Below are 20,282 nucleotides of genomic sequence, written 5' to 3' on the forward strand. Positions count from 1 at the left end.
GGACCTTCGTGATCGAGCAGCATCCGCCAGGTCGACGGCGTGGCCTGGATCAGCGACACGCCGTGCCGCTCTACGAACGCCTTGAGCCGCGCGGGATCATGCGCGGCCGCACGATCCGCCAGCATCACGCAGGCGCCGATCGTCAGCGGCAGCCATAGCTCCAGCACCGCGATGTCGAAGGACAATGATGTCAGTCCCAGCACCCTGTCGCTCGCGGTCATGCCGGGCTGCTCCGCCATGGTTGCCAGGAAGTTCGTCACGGCATCGTGGCGGACCATCACCCCCTTGGGCAGGCCGGTCGAGCCCGAGGTGTAGATCACATAGGCAAGGCTCTCGCCGTGAACGGCGACATCGAGATTGCCGGCATCTCCGGCCCCGCCGTCCTGCCCGTCGAGCAGCCAGGCCTCGGCACCGGTCTCCGCCAGCACGGCGGCGAACTGATCGCGCAAGTTCCTTTGCGTCAGCACCAGCGCCGCGCCGCTGTCGCGCAGCATGTGCGCCAGCCGCTCCGGCGGGTAATCCGGATCGAGCGGCAGATAGGCCCCTCCGGTCTTGAGCACGGCCAGCAGCGCGACCAGCATCTCGACGCCCCGATCGAGTGCCAGCCCGACCACGATGTCGGTCCCGACGCCGCGATCGCGCAAGCGCCGCGCCAGGCGGTTGGCCCGCGCATTCAGCGCGGCGTAACTCAGCCTCAACTCGCCGAACACCAGCGCGATCGCTTCCGGCGACGTCCGGACCTGCGCCTCGAATTGCGCGACGAACGACTGGTCTAGCGGATAATGCGCTCGACTCCGATTCCACGCCTCCAGCAAGAGCCGGCGCTCCTCTGCGGGCAGGATGTCGAGCTCTCGGACCGGCGCGCGCGGCGAACGTTCCAGTGCCTCGGCCAATCGATCGAGCGCCTGCTGCATCAAGGCGCAGATGCGGTCAGGCGAGAGCGGACGGACGATCTGAGCAGTGAGCCCGAGCGCCTGACCATAGTCCTCGACGGCAAGCATCAATGGATAATTCGTGCGCTCCTCGCCACCAAGCCATTCGATGCCCGAGCCGTCCCTGTCGCCAGCCAAATCGGCCGGCATTGCATTGTGCCGATAGTTCAGGATCGAGCTGAACAGGGGTGCCGGCGCCGCAACGCCGCTACATCGTTGCGCGAGCGCCAGCGAGGCGTGCTCGTGCGCCATCAGTTCGGTCAGCCGACCATGTGCATCTCGAACGCTGTCCTCGACCGCCGTGGCATCGAGATCGAGCCGCAGCGGCAAGGTGTTGATGAACAGACCCATGGTGCGATCGCCGCCGGCGCCGGCCTGCATGCGACCGAACAGGACGGTCCCGAAAACGACACGCTCGCGCCCGCTGGTTCGCGCCACCACCTGCCCCCAGGCGAGATGGCAAAGGCTGGCGAGGCTAACGCCCAGCCGCCGCGCCTGAGCACGAAGCCTCGCGCTCAGCTGCTCGGGCAGCATCCGCCGGCCTTCCACTACACCACCGCCGCCCCCGTGCACCTGCTCAAGTCCAAACGGCGCGGTCGGCTCATCGATGTCGGCGAGCATGCCGCGGAAGAAGCGCTCGTGCTCCGCGGTCGCCGCAGAGCCGCGTGACTGCGCCACCAGATTGCGGAACGGATATGGCCGCAGCAACTCATAACTTCGTCCCAACAAGATCTTCCAGACCTCGTCGTGCATCACCTCCAGCGTCGAGTGGTCGCCGATCAAGTGGTGCAACAGCACCAAGAGCAGCCAGCGCCCGCCCTCGGGATCGGCGGCAATTGCAAATCGCAGCAGCGGTGGCTGACCGAGATTGATCCGATGGAGACGCGGGTCGAATCGTCGCACGAGCTGTTCAACCGCGGGACCTTCGCCATCCAGCACGACCTCGCTGACAACCAGCGGAGCCTGCCGCCAAACCACCTGCGCCGGCGTGGACAAGCCGTTCCACACGATGGACGTTCGCAGAATGTCGTGGCGGTCGACCACCTGGCGGACAGCGTCGAGATAGCGATCGAGCAGGTCGCGGCTCTCAAATGCCATCCGGCCGACCAGCAGATATGGATCGCCCTCTTTCGACAGCAGATGGTGAAAGAGGATACCATCCTGAAGCGGCGACAGGCCGTAAATGTCCTGGATGTTGGCAACGCCGCCTGGAACGCTGGCCACGATGCTGTCGATGTCGGATTGCGTCAATGCGATCAGCGGCAACAATTCGGGCGTGATCGCCTTCGTCTGCCGGGTGATCCCGTTGACGGGAACGTCGACTGCTCCGTCGCCACCGAGGCCGGCAGCAAAGTCTGCCAGAACCGGCTTTGCGAACAGTGCGCGCGCGTCCGCTCTCAGCCCGTGCCGCTGCAACCGCTCCAGCATGCGGACGGCGAGCAACGAGTGGCCGCCAAGCTCGAAGAAGTGGTCGCCGCGTCCAACGCGATCGACGCCCAGGAGCTCGGCCCAAACATTCGCGACGATCTGCTCAGCATCGCCCCGCGGCGGTTCGAATCGGCGCCGCGCAAACGCATCGTCCTCCGGCGCCGGCAGCGCCTTGCGGTCGACCTTGCCGTTTGGCGTGAGCGGCAGTGCATCGAGGCGCACGAACGCTGACGGCACCATGTAATCCGGCAAGCACGTACGCAGGTGATCGCGCATCGCGCCGGCAAATTCACCGGCGTCGAGCCTCGCACTGTTACGGCGGCGTGCGGCTACATAGGCAATCAGCCGCATGTCGTCGCCACGATCGCGCTGAGCCAGCACGACGGAATCGGCCACGTCGGCGTGCTCGTTGAGCCGAAACTCAATCTCGCCGAGCTCGACGCGAAAGCCGCGGATCTTGACCTGTTGATCATTGCGACCAAGAAACGCGACATTGCCGTCCGGCAAATAGCGCCCGAGATCGCCGGTGCGATACATGCGGGCATCCGCATCGCCGTGGAAGGGGTCACGCACGAAGCGTTCCGCCGTCAGATCGGCCCGGTTGAGATAACCGCGCGCAACTCCGACGCCGCCGATCCAGATTTCGCCCACCGCGCCGAGCGGAACGGGCCTCCCGAATCGGTCCAGAAGATAGATACGCACATTCGGCAGCGGGCGGCCGATCGGTGCCGCGTCGCCATCGAAGGCCGGCGGTCGCAGCCAGCTCGTGGCGCAGACCGTTGCTTCAGTCGGCCCGTAACCATTGAAGACGGTGATGCCAGGAGGTAATCCCTTGATCAGCTCGGTCTTGGGCAATTCACCGGCAAGAACAAGAACCCGCAGCGAGGCCAAGCGGTCGAGATCGGTGCGCCCGTGCAGCATCGCTGGCGGCAGGGTCGCATGCGTGATCGCGTTGTCCGTGAGGTAGCCGAGCAATCGCGAGGTGTCCTGATGCTCGCGCGGGCCAGCCAGAAACAACGAGGCGCCCGAGCACAGCGCCATGACGATTTCCCAGATGCTGGCATCGAAGCTGAACGAGGCAAACTGCACGATGCGGCTGTGCGAATTGACCTCGAACAGCTCCCGCTGTGCCAGCGCCAGATTCACCAGGCCGCGATGCTCGACCATCACCCCTTTTGGCCGGCCAGTCGAGCCGGAGGTGTAGATGATGTAGGCGAGGCTACGCGAGGTCAGGCCTTTGACGAGGTCACACGGATCCGATATCGCCTGCGCGGTAACGGTGGATGCGCTCGCGTCGGGATGAACGATCTTGCAGGTCCTATCCGGGAATATCGCACTGCCTGCCTCGTCAGCGATCAGCACTTTCGGCTCGGCATCGTCGACGATCTGACGCAGCCGCTCTGCTGGATAGGCGGGATCGAGCGGCAGATAGGCCCCGCCCGCCTTCAGCACGGCCAACAGGCTCACGACCATGGCGATGCCGCGCGGCAGGCAGATTGCGACGGGCTGATCCGGCACCACGCCTAAGGCCATCAGGCGCCGCGCAAGCTGGCCCGCTTTGGCATCGAGGTCACCATAGCTCAGGCGGTCGTCATCGTACACCAGGGCGACGGCCTCCGGCGCCCTTCTCACCTGCTCCGCAAACAATTCATGAATGCAGCGCGCCGAGCGAAACGGCGCGGTGGTCTCATTCCATATGTCGAGAACGCGTCTGCGCTCCGCGGCACCAATGATATCGATGCGATCGACCGCTTGGTCCGCATCGGCAACCATCGCACGCAGGAAGGACAACAAATAGTCCCGGTGGCGTCTGATCGTCGCTTCGTCGAACAGCGCGGTCGCATAATTCAGGGAGCCGACGATACGTCCGCCCAACTCGCCCAGATCAAGCTCCAGATCGAACCTGACCTGTTCGAGCGGGATATCGGCGGTCTCGGCCTTGAGGCCTGGCAGCTCGAGAGTCCCCGTCTCGTTGCTCTGCCAGGCGAACGCGACCTGAAAGACCGGCGCATGCTCCCGTCCCCGCAGCGGCTGGGTGATTTCGACGACCTGCTCGAACGGCAGATCCTGATGATCCTGCGCGGCAAGCGCGGCAGTGCGCACGCGACGGAGCAATTCGGCGACGCTGGGCTCGGCCGAAAGATCGATGCGGACAGCCAGCATGTTGACGAAGAATCCGATCAGGCCCTCGATCTCGGGCCTGTTTCGATTGGCCGTCGGCGTTCCGATGACGATATCCGTCTGCCCAGAAAGCCTCGAGAGCACAGCCGCCCAGGCCGCCAGCACAATCATGAACGGGCTGGCGCGATGCGACTGGCTCAGTCGCCGGATGCCGGACGCGAGCTCCGCATCGATCTCGATCGACAAGGACGCCCCTGTAAGGGACCTGACCGGCGGACGCGGCCGATCCGTCGGCAATTCGAGCACGGCAGGAGCATCCGCGAGCGCCTGACGCCAATAATTTACCTGCCGCTGCGATCGCTCGCCCGTCAGCCATTGTCGCTGCCAGGCGGCATAGTCCGGATACTGGATCGCCAATGGCGGCAAGGGATCGTCTTTTCCGGCGGCGAAAGCCCGGTAGAGGGCACCCAGCTCACGTACGAGCACGCCGATCGACCAGCCGTCGGAGACGATGTGATGCTGGGTGAGCAGGAAGAGATATTCCCTCTCCGCCGTTCGGATCAACCGACCGCGGATCAATGGTCCTTTGGCGAGATCGAACGGCGTCGCAGCCTCCTCGCGACAGAGGCGCGCGAGCTCCTGCTCGCGATCGTCCCGGCCGCACAGATCCTGTTCAAGTAGCGGGACACGTTCATCGGCGGGCAGCAGCACCACGCGCGGCTGTTCGTCGATCACGCGAAAGACGCTGCGCAGCGCCTCATGACGCGCGAACAACCGGTCGATGCTCCGACGCAACGCGTCGACATCGAGCTCGCCGGAGAGCCGCAATGCTCCTCGAATGTGATAGCTGGAATTGGTACCGTCGAGTTGTGGCAGCAGCCAAAGCCGTTGCTGCGCAAAGGACATCTCCAGTGAGCCGCCACGCGTCACCACGGGAATCGCGCTTGCGCCGGCCCTGTCGGCATTTCGGCCGCGCTCCCGGGCCAGCGAGACCAGCCTCCTCATCTGGGCCGGATCCATCTCTCGCAAGCTCGGCTTTGCCGTGTCGGCCATGCTCACTGCTCCGCTCCAACCAGTTCCCGGAGCTCTTCGGCGTCGAATTCCTGTTCGATCAGCCTGATCGACACGACACGCGCAAACGATGCCAGATCGGGATGAGCGAACAGATCGGAGACCGCGATCGATATCCCGATCTCCTGCGAGACGCGGCTGAGCACCCGCACTGCGAGCAGGGAATGCCCGCCAAGCTCGAAGAAGTGATCGTTACGTCCGATCCGGTCGACATCGAGCAACTCCGCCCAGATCCTGGCCAATATGAGCTCGATCTCATCCTCGGGCTCTTCATAGGAGTGACGCGGCAGCGCATCCTCGCCCGGCGCGGGCAGCGCCCGTCGATCAATCTTCCCATTCGGGGTGAGCGGCAGTTGCTCCAGCACCGTGACCGTCGACGGCACCATGTAATCAGGCAGAATGGCGGACAGTGCATCACGTAAATCGCGACCATCGAGTGTTGGTTCACCGCTGGCATAAGCAAACAACTGACGCCCGGTCCTGCCCTCGCCGGCCACCACGGCCGCCGCACGCACGCCGCGCTGCTCGAGCAGGCGCGCCTCGATTTCCCCAAGCTCGATGCGGAAGCCGCGGATCTTCACCTGCTGGTCGGCACGGCCGACATATTCGATCACCCCATCGTCGCGCCAGCGCGCGAGATCGCCGGTGCGATAGAGGCGCATGCCGCTATCCCCGAACGGATCGGGGACGAACCGTTCCGCGGTCAATGCTCCTCGATTCAGATAGCCGCGAGCCAGGCCCGCCCCGCCGATGAAAAGCTCGCCGGTTACGCCAACGGGAACGATGTTGAGGTCGGAATCGAGGATGTGCGCCGATCTCACGCCGACTGGCCGTCCGATCGGTGCGGACTGGCCAGGCTTCAACGTCGTGTCGTCGACGATCCATGCGGTCGGGGCGATCACCGTCTCGGTCGGACCATAGGCGTTGACCAGAAGGTCGACATCGGCAACACCACGCAAGGCCTTGATCCCGATATCCGACCAAGCCTCGCCGCCGACGATACAGGCCCTGATCGCGAGCCTCCGCCCGCTCTGCCGTAACGCCGCGCTCAATTGATCCGCATAGGCCGGTGGAAGAAAGATCGAGGTCACCGCATGGCGCGCAATCTCGCTGACGAGATCGTCGACCAAGAGGCCGGGCTTGGAGGGCAACACGAGCGATCCGCCCGTCATCAGCGGCACCAGCCATCGCTCATGGGCGATATCGAAATTGATCGACGCCGTCTGGAACTCGCGATCGCGGGACGTCATGCGGTACAGCCGGCCGATCGCTTCGCAATGCATGGCAAGCGGGCCGCGCGCGACAGCTACCCCCTTCGGCGCTCCGGTCGATCCAGAGGTGTAGATGACATAGGCCAGGCTCTCGGGCTGGACTTCGACGTGCAGATTGCCGCTGTCGCCCCGGGCGGGCGCTAGTGGCTCGTCAATGCAGAGCGCTTCGACCCCGGCCTCGCGCAGCACCGGCGCGAGCGGCTCGAGCAGCATGCCTTGCGTCAGAACCAACGTCGTGCCGCTGTCACGCAACATGTAGGCGAGCCGGTCGGACGGATAATCCGGATCGAGCGGCAAGTAAGCGCCACCGGCCTTCAGAATCGCGAGCAGCGCAACGATCATGTCCGGGCTTCGGGTCAGCGCAACGCCGACCAGCCGATCCGGACCGAGGTTCCAGAGGCGAAGCCGCCGCGCAAGCGCGTTGGCACGCCCGTTCAATTCGCCATAGGCGATGCGCTGGTCGCCCCAGGCGATGGCGACGGCGGACGGCGTCTGCGCGGCCTGCACTTCGATATGCGTCACGACGTCGGCACAGGAAGATGCCGAGGTCAGCTGCCCTGCGCCGCTCCAATCGAGGATTCGTCGAGCGTCTTCATCAGACGCCGATCGGAGATCACCGAGCACGCGCTCCGCGTTCGTCACGATCCGCGCCAGCATATCTTGCAGAATGTCGCGAAGACGCAGGATAGCCGCCTCGTCGAACTGGCCTGCGTCATAATTGAACTCGATATTCAGCCTGTCGTTTCCGGCAAACACCGCCACCGCCAGCGCATAGTTCGTCGGCGTCACATGCGCCACACGCCCAATTCGAGGGCCGCCCTCCCCGCCTCGCAGCAGTCCCTCGTCGATCGGATAATTCTCAAACACCAGGATGCTGTCGAACAGCGGCTGCCCGGCATGGCCGGCGAGGCGCTGAACTTCGTAGAGTGGCGTCCAGCCGTGCTCGCGCAGCGCCAGGTTCTGTTCCTGCAAGGCGCGCAGCCAATCGCCGACGATTGCCTCTGGGCTCGGCGCATCGACGATGGGCAGCGTGTTGATGAAGAGGCCCACCATCTCCTCCGAGCCGGGCAATTCGGCCGGACGACCCGAGATGGTGACACCGAAGCAGACGGCGGACTGCCCCGAATGTCTGCGCAACAACTGTGCCCACGCGCCCTGTATGAGCGTATTGAGCGTCACCCGTTCTTGCTTTGCGAACGACTTCAGCCGTTCGGTCAGCGCCGCATCCAAGGCAAGGCCGATGCTGGCGTGGCCCTTGGCGCCGGAAGTCTTGGTGGCCACCAGGGCATTCGCGAGCAGCGTCGGCGTTTCGAGCCCTGCCAGCACCTTGCGCCAGAATCTCTCGGAGCTTTCCTGATCGCGGCTCCTTTGCCATGCAATGTAATCACGATAGCTGCCCTGCACGGCCGGCAGCGGGTCACCGCTCACCTGCTGCAACACCTCAGCAACCAGCCGGGCCGAGCTCCAACCGTCGACGAAGATGTGATGATGGGTCCAGATCAGCCAGTGACGATTATCGTCGAGCCGTATCAGGCGAAGGCGCTGGAGCGGCGGCTGCAGAACGTCAAAGCCCTTCTCCCGGTCGTGTCGAGATATCTCGGCCAGCGCTGCATCCAGCTCCGCATGTGGGGCGCCGCGCCAGTCCTCTTCGACGAACGGCACGGCCACATGGCGATGCACCACCTGCTGCGACGCGCCTGACAAGTTCTGCCAGACGAACCCGGTCCGCAGGGCGGCATGCCGGTCGCTGGCCGCCTGCCACGCAGCTCGCAGCTTGCCGGCATCGACGCCGAACAGCTCGAGCCCGACCTGGTTCACATAGGAATTGGCGGAACCGTCACGCAGCGTATGGAACAACATGCCCTGCTGCATCGGCGAGAGCGGATAGATGTCCTCGACACCACGAAGATCCAAGGTCGTAGCTAGCCGATCGAGGTCAGCCTGAGCGAGTCCGGACAATGGAACATCCGATGGCGTGAGCCCGACCGCTCCATTGCAGCAATGCGTGACCAGCTCGCGCAGCGCATCCTGATAGTGCGCCGCCAGTCGCTCGATCCCGGCGTGCCGGTAGCGCTTGCGCCCGTAGCTGAAAGACACTTCCAGCCGGCCCTCGCGCACGAGGGCGTTGATGTTCAGCCATCCGCGTATGGGCGCCGCGGCGCTGCGCGAAGGACCCGCGCTCTCAGGGGCGAAGGAGAAGCGACGTGTGGCGCCGACGCTCGCGTCGAACCGGCCCAGATAATTGAAGACGATCTGCGGCTCCGCCAGTTGCGCCAGGGCCTGACGTTGCTGCTCGGAACCGAGATAGCGCAGCACGCCGTGACCGAGCCCGCGATTTGGAATCGCACGCAGCCTCTCCTTGACCGCCTTGATCAGTGACGCCTCGTCGAGGCCTGCATCTCTCAACCGGACTGGAAATGCCGTCGTAAACCAGCCGACGGTACGGGATATATCCGCGCCAGGAAAAATATCTTCGCGGCCGTGGCCTTCGAGCTCCACCACCACCTCGTCGTGCTGGCTCCAGCGCGACACCGCTCGCACGAGACCGGCCAGCAGCAGGTCGTTGACCTGGGTCCGATAGGCGGCGGGCGCCTGTTCGAGCAGCCGCGCCGTCAATTCGGCATCGAACACCAATGACACTTCGCCGGCGTCACCGACGCGATCGATGCCGCCATGGTCATCGTCACATGGCAAGCGCGCACCGGCACCGCAATCCAGCCAATAGGGCAGTTCAGCCGCGATCTCCGCGGTCACCGCATAAGCACGCAGCCGCTCGCTCCACGAGCCGTAAGACTCGCTCTTCGGAGGCAGCGTGACGGGACCGCCGTGCTGCAGCTGGTCACAGGCCGACCCCAGGTCTTCGATCAGAATGCGCCAGGATACCCCATCGACGACCAGGTGATGAATCGCAAGCAGCAGTCGTTGGCTGCCGTCCACGAGGTCCATGCCGACTGCGCGCAGCAGCGGTCCCGAGGACAGCGAGAGGCTCTCCTGCGCGGCGCGGGCGAGCCCGGCGATCTCCGTCGGGCCTCCGACGTGCGGGTGAATCCATAATAGTTCGGAGGACGCCGGCGGCGGCCCCTGCTCCGCCCGCCAGACGCCATCCACTTGCTTGAACCGCAGACGCAACGCGTCGTGGTGCTCTACGATGGCGGCGAGCGCACGCCGTAGCGTCTCCCAATCGATGTGCATGTGTGGCAGCAGCAGAACCGCCTGATTCCAGTGATCCCGGTTACCGATATCCTCGTCGAAGAAACGCACCTGGATCGGCATCAGGTGACGCATGCCGGGATCGGCATCGCCGCCAGCCGACGCCTTCGTGTCCGGCTTCTCTTTCTTCGCGCTCGTTCCCGTCGATATGACGGCGACGGTCGCTAATCCAGAAACCGTCTGCTGGCTGAAGATCTGCTTCGGCGTCAGCCGGATGCCGCGCTTGCGCAGGCGGGCGATGATCTGCAGGCTGAGGATGGAATCGCCACCGAGCTCGAAGAAATTGTCATTGCGGCCCACACGCTCACGACCGAGCACCTCGCACCAGACTGCCGCGATCGCGACCTCAATATCTCCCGCAGGTGCGGCATAGCCGTCGAACGCCTCGTCTTCCGCCGGCTCGGGCAAGGCGCGCCGGTCGACCTTTCCATTGGGCGTCAGCGGCAATCGCGCCAGCATGACGACGTGTGGCGGCACCATATAGTCCGGCACGATCGCAACAAGCTGCTGCTTGATCGTATCGGCCTGCGGACCGGCATCGCTCGAAGGTACACAATAGGCAACCAGCTCCAGCCGATCGGCATCCGCCCCGATCGCGCGCGGGACCACCACCGCATCGTCGATCCCCGGCAGCGTCTTGATGACGCGCCCGACCTCGCCGAGCTCGATACGATAGCCGCGCAACTTGATCTGATCATCGGTGCGGCCCAGGAATATCAGCCGGCCCGCTCCGTCGCAGCGGACACGATCCCCGGTTCGATAAAGGCGCTCGCCTGCGGCCCCGAACGGATCCGGTACGAAACGTTCCGCAGTCAGGCCGGCCACGCCGCGATAGCCGCGCGCCAGGCCGGCGCCGCCGATATAGAGTTCGCCGGTAACGCCGATCGGCACTTCGTTCAGCGCGTCATCCAGGACATGGGCGCGCAGATTGGCAAGTGGCAGGCCGATCGGAACCGGCTTGCTCTCGCATTCAGCCGCGCATTCATGCGTAACCGCACCGACGGTCGTTTCCGTAGGCCCGTAGTGATTGAGAATCCGGCATTCCGGGCGCAAGCGATAGACTTCGTCCAGCAGCGCCCGGTCGCAAGACTCTCCGCCCAGGATGAGCGCCTCGCGGGGCAGAAGATCGGCCGACCGCGAGGCCTTCAACAGCCCTCGCAGATGGCTCGGCACGATCTTGAGAATGTCGACCTCGCCTTCGCGCATCGCCTGCGCGAACGCATACGCGTCGAACACGGCGTCTGGAGACAGTAGGTGCAGCGTCCCGCCGGACGCCAGCGCGCCAAACAGGACGGTGTGGCCGAGATCGGCCGCCACAGTCGACACCATTGCCATGTTCGCTGACGGACGCGGCTCCAGGCGTAGCGCCAGGGCCTGAACGTAATTGGCCAAGGCGCCGTGCGAGACGCTGACGCCCTTCGGCGCGCCGGTCGATCCCGATGTATAGATGACGTAGGCGGTCTGCCCTGGATGAATGGTCGTGTCGACCGGCAAGCTCGGGACCTCCCCGCGTGCTGCTTCGGCCTCTGCATCGAGCACCAGGCAATCGAGCCCACGCGCATCCCCGAGCTTCCCGCCCACAGCCAGCACGATGTCGATGCCGCCGTCCGTCAGGATGCGGCGGATGCGCTCCATCGGCCATTTCGGATCCAACGGGACGTAAGCACCGCCGGCCTTGAGCACACCGAGCAAGGCGACGACAAAAACCGGCGAACGCTCGATCCACAACGCGACCGGTGTCTCGCGCACCAAGCCACTGGCCCTGAGCACCTGCGCGATACGGTTCGACCCGCGCTCGAGATCCGCAAAGCTCAATCGCTCCCGGCCGCATCGGATGGCCGTGGCAGTCGATCGATCTGCGGTCGCCGCACGATGAAGGCTGACGACATCGGTGAAGCCGAATGCGGCGGCCTGACTTGGCACGGTCTGCCGGTGCTCATCGTCAATGGCAAAGTCCGATATCCGCCGCTCGGCATTGTCGGCAATCTGGCGCAGGATCGAACCGAACTGCGCCGCCAGCCGCCCGATGGTCGGACGATCGAACAGATCGGTGGCGTAGTTGAACGTCACCTTCATGCCGCCCACGCTATCGACGACGTCAAGCGCGAGATCGAAATGCGAACCTGCGAGATCGATGATGTCGATCTCGGCAGTAAGCCCTTCGACGTCGGCAAACCCGCCCGGCGCCGTCATGTAGTTGAACTTTGCCTGGAACAGCGGATTGTGGCCCCCGCTGCGTTCCGGCCTGAGGGCTTCAACCAGCATTTCGAAAGGAAGGTCCTGGTGCGACAGTGCCTCGACCACCGATTCCTTGACCTGATGCATCAGGCTCGGAAAGCTCGCTTCGCTCGCAATCTCAGCCCGCAGCACCATCGTATTAACGAAACATCCGATCAAGCCCTCGAGCTGCGTGTGCCGGCGTCCTGCGATCGGCACGCCGACGCGCAGATCACTCTGTCCAGTGTAGCGATGGAGCAGCACCTGATATGCGCCGAGCAGTAGCATGAAGACGCTGACGCGCTGCTTGACAGCGAGTCCCCGGAGTCGGGACGCAAGCGCGTCGTCGATGATAAGACCGATCGTCTCGCCGGCATGGCTCTGGATTGCCGGGTGCGGCCGATCATGCGGTAACGCCAGGACGGGATGAACATCGCCGAGCTTCGCGCGCCAATACGCGAGCTGCCGCTCGGCCTCGCCTGCCGAGAGCCAGTTTCGCTGCCAAGCCGCAAAGTCGGCGTATTGAATTGCCGGAATCGGCGGCGCGCCTCCGCCCTGACCGATACCGCTGCGATAGAGCGCGGCCAGCTCGTCGAGCAGCACGTCGAGCGACCGGCCATCGACGATGATATGATGGGCGAGCAGCAGCAGCTCGTGCGCATCGTCCGCGAGCTGAAGCAACACGGCGCGCAACAACGGCCCGTTCACGAGATCGAACGGCTTGGCGAGCTCGGATCGCTTGAGGTTCTCCGCGCGCTCGGCGCGTTCCCGTACAGGATGGGAACGAAGATCCGCGTCCCGGATGCCGATGCTTATGACATCGTGGATGAGCTGCGTTCCGCGGCCGTTCCTGGCTGTGAACGTTGTACGCAGTATCTCGTGACGACGGACGATCTCTCCGAGCGCGCGCGACAGGACGGCATGATCGAGCCGCCCCTTCAGACGGATTGTACTTGCGACGGTATAGGCGGTCCCGGCCGGATCCATGTTCCAGAGGAACCAGAGCCGCTCCTGCGCGTGCGACAGCATCGCACGATCGGCCGCGCCGGCCCACGGGATCGGCGGCAGCGTCCGGCCGCCACCAGCGCCCGCCACGGCATCGATCCGGCCGGCGAAGGCCGCGAGCGTCGGCGCGTCGAAGAAGGTGCGCAGCTCGACCTCCACGCTTAGGCGGTCGCGGATCGCCGCGGCGACCTGGCCGGCCGCGATCGAGTTTCCGCCCAGCACGAAGAAATCGTCCTCGCGATGCACCGCCGCGATGCCAAGCGCATCGCACCAGATCGGGGCGACGGCGCGTTCGGTATCGGTCGCGGGCTTCGTCAAGGATACGCCGCCGCGGCGACGCCCCCTCTCGAACACCATGAAGCTGTCGAGCGTGTTGTCGGCGAGGCGCGCGGCGCAGGCCGAGCGTTGCAGCTTGCCGCTCGTGGTCAGCGGCATCGCTTGCGGGTTCAGCAGAGCGATCACGGCCGGATATTCCTGCGCCTGCCGCAGCACCGCATCGCCGATCCCATGTGCGAGTGTTTCCGGGTCGCTGCGCTTGAGCACGGCGCGACTGAATTCCGCCGCCACGCCGATGGCTTCACGTCCGTCCACTTCGACCGGAAAGACGGCAACCCGCCCGCTGCGGACGGTCTCGACCTCGGCTTCGATCGCCTGCTCGACGTCCGTCGGATAGACGTTCTGTCCGCGAACGATCAGCAGGTCCTTGAGGCGCCCGGCCACGACCAGCGCGCCATCGCGAATGAAGCCGATGTCGCCGGTCCGCAGCCAGCGCGCGTGATCCCGCTCGACGAAGGCCTGCTGCGTGGCCTCAGGATTGTTCCAGTAGCCGAGCGCGACGCTGGGACCCGCGACCCAGATCTCACCCACCTCATTCGCCTCGGCCACGGCCGATCCGTCCACACGCATGATGCGTGTGTCGTGGCCTGCGGCGGTTCGACCGCACGCCACGAGATCGGTGCCCGTGCTGGCGCTCGCGATACGGCCTGTGGCGAGCTCCGCGGTGTCGAGCGTATAGCTAACGGTGTCAGCGGTGATGTCACCGGCCGTGACCAGCAGCGTCGCCTCGGCCAGGCCATAGCAAGCCGTCAACGCCTGGCGATTGAAGCCAGCCCGCGCAAACCGGTCACCGAACTTCTCGAGGGTGGTCCGGCGGACAAACTCCGAGCCCGAGAACGCGAACTTCCACCGGCTCAAGTCCAGTCGACTGATGGTCTCGTCCGAAATGCGGTCGGCGCACAGCGAATACGCAAAGTCGGGACCGCCGCTCATCGTGCCGCCGTGACGATCGATCGCCTCGAGCCAGCGGCGCGGCCGCTCCAGGAAATTCCGCGGTGACATCAGGACGCCGGTAAAGCCCGTGAACAGCGGGTTCAGGAGTCCGCCGATCAATCCCATGTCGTGATAGAGGGGCAGCCAGCTCACAAAGACGTCGTCGGGCGCACCACCGGCAACCGCTTCAATAGCTCGCTCGTTGGCAACCAGATTGCCATGGGAGACACAAACGCCCTTCGGCTGCGAGGTCGACCCGGACGTATACTGGAGGAACGCGATCGCATCGGCCGCGGGTCTTGTCTCGCGCCAGTCCGCCGCGAGTTCGGACGGAATGGTATCCACCGCGACAATCTGCGCGCCACTCGGTGCGGGCAGCGTCACTTCGATGATATCTTGCACAGCCGCCTCGACCAGGATGAAGCGCGGCGCCGCATCCTGCAGGATGCCGTGGAGACGTCCTGCATAGCGCTCGGGGCCGCCCTCCGGCGGATAGGCCGGAACGGCGATCACGCCCGCATACAGGCAGGCATAGAACGCCACGGCATAGTTGATCCCGCTCGGAAGCAGGATGACCGCCCGCTCGCCTGCACCACCCGTATGCTGCAGCCATGCAGCCAGCGCCCGGATCCGACCATCGAGCGCGGCAAACGTCAGCTCATCGGCGACGTCGTCGCCCTCCAGGAACCGCAACGCCACCTTCTCCGGTCGCAAGGTGGCGTGCTCCCGGAAGCGTTCGACGAGGTTGGCTCTGTCCATGCTTTCGAATCCCTGTCCGGCCGCGAGCCGGAAATCCCCACTGACGATTGCCGCCGATCACCCCTGCCGATGAGCCTCGGCCATCGCGACAATCACCTTGCGCGGCCCCTTGAACGGAGCACGCGCGTGCGCCGTGAGCATGTTGTCCAGCATCACGACGTCGCCGGCTTGCCAGGGAAAGCTGATCTTGTGCTTCTCGAGAACGGCTCGGACCGATGACAGCGTCCCATCGTCGATGGCCGAACCATCGCCGTAGAAGACGTTGCGTGGCAAATCGGCCTCGTCATCGACCACCTCGAGCAGACTCTCGCGGACCTCAGGCTCGAGATTGGAGACGTGGAACAAATGTGCCTGGTTGAACCATACCCACTCGCCCGTGACCGGATGCTGCGCCGTACCCTGACAGATCTGGCGCGTACGGAGCTCGCCATCCTCCTTCCATTCGCACTCGATGTCGTGGCGAGCGCAGTAAGCCTCCACTTCCGATCTGGAGCCGGTGCCGAACACCTGTTGCCAGTCGACGTCGAGGCCGTTGCCGTAGTTCCGCACATACATCACCCCCTTGTCGGCAAACCGTTCGCGAATGGCCGGCGGCATGTCGCGATAGATGGCTCGGCTGTCGGCGATCGGCGTCTCCCCGCCCTCCAGCGCCGGCTGCATGCAATAGAACCAGATCTTCATCGGCCAATCGCGGGTATAGGCCTGCTCGTTGTGCAGCGGGATATGCTGGTGCGGCGGGTATTCCGTGGAGGTGTATACCCCGGAGGTCACCTGCGAACGCGGCGTCGATCCGAACTCGTAGGTGAGCAGCGGATGACCGAAATCGGCCGCGAAGGCCCGAAACGCATCGGGACCATCGAGCGAGAAATCGCGAAACACAATGCCGCCACTGTCGATCAGGTGCCTGTCGATCGCCTCGCGCAGCATGGGAAGTGCCTTGCCGAGCGGTTGCCCGGCCTCACCTGCCTTGAGCAGAAGGGGAAGTGTTCCGCCCTCAACGAGTGGCTGGACGGAGAACGCGCTCATGATCCTCGCTCCGATGCAGATCAATCGATCGCCCCGATTGCCGGGCCAGCACCGCACCGATCCGCTCGATCAGCTCGGCCTGCTGCGTGTGAATGAAGAAGTGATGACCGGGCAGTATATCGAGCGTGAATGACGCGGAGGTCTCCCGCCGCCAGGTCTCAAGCGCTTCGCGGCTGGTCTCGTCGTCCGCTCCGGCAAAGACGTGCACGGGGCACGGCAAGGGACGACGCGGCCGATAGACATAGGCCCCGCACATCAGGAAGTCGGCGCGGAGCACCGGCAGCACGGATCGCATCAGCTCTGCATTCGACAGCGCCTCATCGGGCGTGCCCTGAAGATTGCGCAGCTCCTTCATCAGCGCATCGTCGCCCAGCGGCTCGCGCCACTTGCTGCCGTCCCGAACCGCAGGCGCTTCCGCACCCGAGGCGAAGAGAACGGCCGGCGCAGCCGCGCCGCGATCGAGCAGGTCGTGTGCGAGCTCGAATGCGATCACGGCACCGAGACTGTGCCCGAACAACGCGTAAGGCCCGTCGAGCTGGCCGCCGAGCTCGCCAGCGAGCTTCGCGGCCAATACGTGCGGATCGGTCGTCAACGGCTCATCCATGCGCGCACCGCGCCCGGGCCACTCCACCGGCCGCACGTCGATCCACGATGGCAGCTGCCTGCGCCACCGCGCGTAGAACATGGCGCTGCCGCCGGAGTAAGGCAGACAAAGAAGCCGCATCGGAAGACCAGGCTCCGCCGACTACGCCGACCGCTGAGGCGTCGCGTCGTCCATGAACTTGCGCAGGCTGAGCGGGCGCATGTCGGTCCACACCTGCTCAATGTGGTCGAGACATTCCTTCTTGCTGCCGGTCTTCCCCACCGCCTTCCAGCCCGCCGGAATCGCCTTGAACGACGGCCAGATGGAATATTGCTCTTCGTGATTGATGACGACGACGAAGGTGACGTCGTCTCTGTCGAACACCATCATGGCGCAATCCCTTTCAGCAAGCGAAAGTAGAGACGTTTGACTAGGTCAGAAGCAGACGATGGTCAAAGCAATATCGACGCGACTTTTTTTAAGACCTCAAAACTGGCGACGGACGGACGCAATGCAACCTCCACGTTTGCGAGCCAACGCACGGGACAATATCGAGATTTCAGAACGCGTCGCGGCTTGCTGCAATTCTAATTGGACAAGCGGGAACTTTTCGGATGCGACATGATCGCGCGTTCTGTCGCGCGCTATGCTTCGTCGCATTGTCATCAATTGCGTTGCTCATGTCGAAACAATGCCGCCGCGGATCGTCCGCGGCGGCATGAGTTCCGACTCCAAGACAGCGTTTCAGAAATTGAACGTGGTAGACACTAGGTAGGTCCGAGGCGCACCGAGCGTGATAACCCCGCTATATGCCGAGGCCCAGTAGGCCTTGTTGCCGACGTTCTCGATATTGGCGCGCACGACGATCGGCTTTCCGTTCCAGGGGGACGTAAAGGTGTAGCGCGCCCCGATGTCGACACGTGTCCATTCGGGCAACGTCAGCGTATTCGTAACGTTGACGTACTGCGAGCCCGTATAGATCACCCTGCCCGTTAACGTAAGACCCCGCACGAACGGCGTATCCCATTCCGCGCCCATATTGACATTCACCACGGGCACGCCGACCGCACGCTTTCCGTCGTTGATCCCGCCCTGAGTCTTCTCCTGCACACCATCAATCAGGGCGACGCCGCCGAGAACACGGATGTTGGGAGTGATCTCGCCGAACACGTTGAGCTCCGCACCCCTATTGCGCTGCCTGCCGTTGAGTTGCTGGGTCGCGGAAACGCCGGTCCCCACCGAAATGATGCTCGGTTGACTGATGTCGAATACGCTCAACGTCGTCGTGAATCGACCTGCGTCGATCTTCATGCCCACCTCAGCCTGCTTCGTCTGCGCGGGCGGAAACACGGTTCCAACGTTTGCATAAGCGCCGCTGACCACAACGGGGGTCTGGAGGCCTTCGATATAGTTCGCATAGAGCGCGACGTTTTCGACCGGCTTGACGAGAACCGCGTATGCGGGACTCCAGACGGAGGTTTCTTGTTCCGGACGGCTCGATGCCGGTGTCAGGAAGTTCGTCACTTCCGTTCCAGCCGTCTGACGGCGAACGCCAAGCGTGAGCTGAACGCGCTTGTCGAGGATCGACATCGTGTCGGATACGCCAACGCTAGACAGCGAAACGCCAGTCGTCTGGCTGGCAGAAACCGTCGAAAAGTTGGGTTTTGCTATGTTTGTCGGCTCGGTGTAGAGGTTCCAGAAGATCACATCCGCAACAGCATTGCTCGAGCGGGTCCAGACCTTCTGATTGTAGGTCCGTTCGTTGATCGAGTAGTTGACGTTCACTGCATGATTGACGGGGCCAGTATCTGCCGTTGCCCGGACACCGGCCTCACCTGCGAGCGTCTCGAACGTTTCCTTGCCGGCAAGTGGTCGTGACCACAACCCTCCCAACTGGGACACGCCGGGCGGAGACGTCAATGCCCCTGGCGCGACATTGGAGATGTTGGGAGATGGATAGGCGTAGTTGATGTTGCTGTCGTGATAGCCGAACGCCCCATACGCGGTTATCCAGTCGGCGACATCCACTTCGCCTCTGGCGGTCGTAAAAAAGTCGGTCGGGGCATAGTAGGCCCACGGGACCTGGAAGTTCAGCCCGGCCTTCGGTGGTGAAGGAATGGACGTCGTCGTGGTCGGGACATTGAAGAAGCGCAACGGTGGATTCAGATTGTCGGCCTGGTAGCCGACATCGACTGCCGCGCGCACACGCTCCCCCCGATAATCTACACCCAGAACCACGTTGCCGAATTCGTCGGTTTGACGGTTCCAGGGCGTGTTGCCGTTCGAGTAGGTGCTGTTGAGCCGAACACCCCACTCCCTGTGTTCACCGTAGCGGCGACTCACGTCAATATTCTCGCCGAACTGCGATTTCGAAACGTAGGTTGCCGTGAGCTGCGTAATGTCCACGTCGGGCGCATGCTTTGTGATCAGATTGACGCTGCCGCCGACCGCACCACCGCTTGCGACACCGGTGCCACCGGCCGTCATACCGTTGAGCAGCGCGCTCGGCCCCTTCAGCACCTCGACGCGCTCAACGAAATTGGCTCCTGTGGAGTAATACGGAGCGATTCCATATAGACCGTTCAGCCCATAGTCGCCGCTGTCATAGTAGAAGCCGCGAATGAAGAGACTATCCGCACCACCGCCCGCCGCTTGAATGACCCTGACGGAGGGATCGTTGGCGAGAACGTCACGGATCGTACGGGCCTGCTGGTTCTGTATCAGCTCCGCCGTATAGCTTGTCTGATTGAACGGCGTGTTCATCACACCGCGATTGCCGAGAAGACCGAGACTTCCGCCGGTCGCGACCTGGCCGCCTGCATAGGCAGGCGGCACCGTGCCGATCGTGCCGGTCGACGGTACGACATAGGGAACGGGCGCGGCCTGGCGGGGAGCTGCCGCGGCGACGGATCTCTGTCCCCGCGATGCGCGGGTCGACTGGGATCTTTGAACGGACTGCCGTGCTCTCGGCTTGGGTGCATCGACGGTCACCGGCGGCAGGTTCGTTTGCGCAAACGCTTGCTGAAGGTCACCCGACGATTCCAGCGACAGCGCGAGATAGCTCACCGCTCCCAGCGATAGCGTACGCACGATTTTCCTGGCCGAGAGTTCACGCGTCATTCCTGCACCCCAATTCCACTACAGGTCCCCGCGCTTCCTAACATGCGCGGGTGCTTCGAGAAGGGATTGAGAACTAGAAGTTATCTAAGGTTGCACGACAAACCGTCGCGATTGAACGATCGATGCCGGCCTCGAATGACGCCGTTCAATCTTTGAATGCTTCTATTTTCAAACCGTTCTAATCTCGGTCTGCATGCAGCATCTCGACGAGACTCTGTTGCTCCGTCTCGAGTTTCCGACCGATCCAGGCAAGTTGCTTATCGCGCGCTC

The 20,282-nt window shown here is 64.0% G+C and carries 6 protein-coding genes; all 6 read right to left on the bottom strand.

The genetic code is table 11. The features are described from left to right. The coding region (locus tag ACM42_RS08880) for a non-ribosomal peptide synthetase (RefSeq protein ID WP_271527576.1) at window positions 1-5,534 on the bottom strand (5,534 nt) is incomplete at its 3' end. A 2-nt stretch (window positions 5,535-5,536) separates the two neighbouring features. After that, window positions 5,537-15,283: a non-ribosomal peptide synthetase gene (locus ACM42_RS08885; protein ID WP_271527577.1), complete on the bottom strand. Its 9,747-nt coding sequence runs from the start codon at window positions 15,281-15,283 to the stop codon at window positions 5,537-5,539. 57 nt (window positions 15,284-15,340) lie between these two features. Further along, window positions 15,341-16,309: a TauD/TfdA family dioxygenase gene (locus tag ACM42_RS08890; RefSeq protein WP_271527579.1), complete on the bottom strand. Its 969-nt coding sequence runs from the start codon at window positions 16,307-16,309 to the stop codon at window positions 15,341-15,343. Further along, the gene (locus ACM42_RS08895) at window positions 16,278-17,033 is read right to left on the bottom strand and encodes a thioesterase II family protein (RefSeq protein WP_271527580.1); all 756 of its coding nucleotides are present in this window, start codon (window positions 17,031-17,033) and stop codon (window positions 16,278-16,280) included. Before ACM42_RS08895 ends, ACM42_RS08890 begins: the two co-directional genes overlap by 32 nt. Before the next feature lie 21 nt (window positions 17,034-17,054). After that, entirely contained in the window at window positions 17,055-17,282 is a 228-nt protein-coding gene (locus ACM42_RS08900) for an MbtH family protein (protein WP_271527581.1), read from the bottom strand. Between the two features lie 354 nt (window positions 17,283-17,636). Next, window positions 17,637-20,012 (bottom strand): TonB-dependent receptor, encoded by a 2,376-nt coding sequence (locus tag ACM42_RS08905; protein WP_271527582.1) that lies wholly within the window; start codon window positions 20,010-20,012, stop codon window positions 17,637-17,639. Window positions 20,013-20,282: the final 270 nt, after the last annotated feature.

This window comes from Bradyrhizobium sp. CCBAU 25338 (assembly GCF_028128965.1).
GTDB lineage: Bacteria > Pseudomonadota > Alphaproteobacteria > Rhizobiales > Xanthobacteraceae > Bradyrhizobium > Bradyrhizobium liaoningense.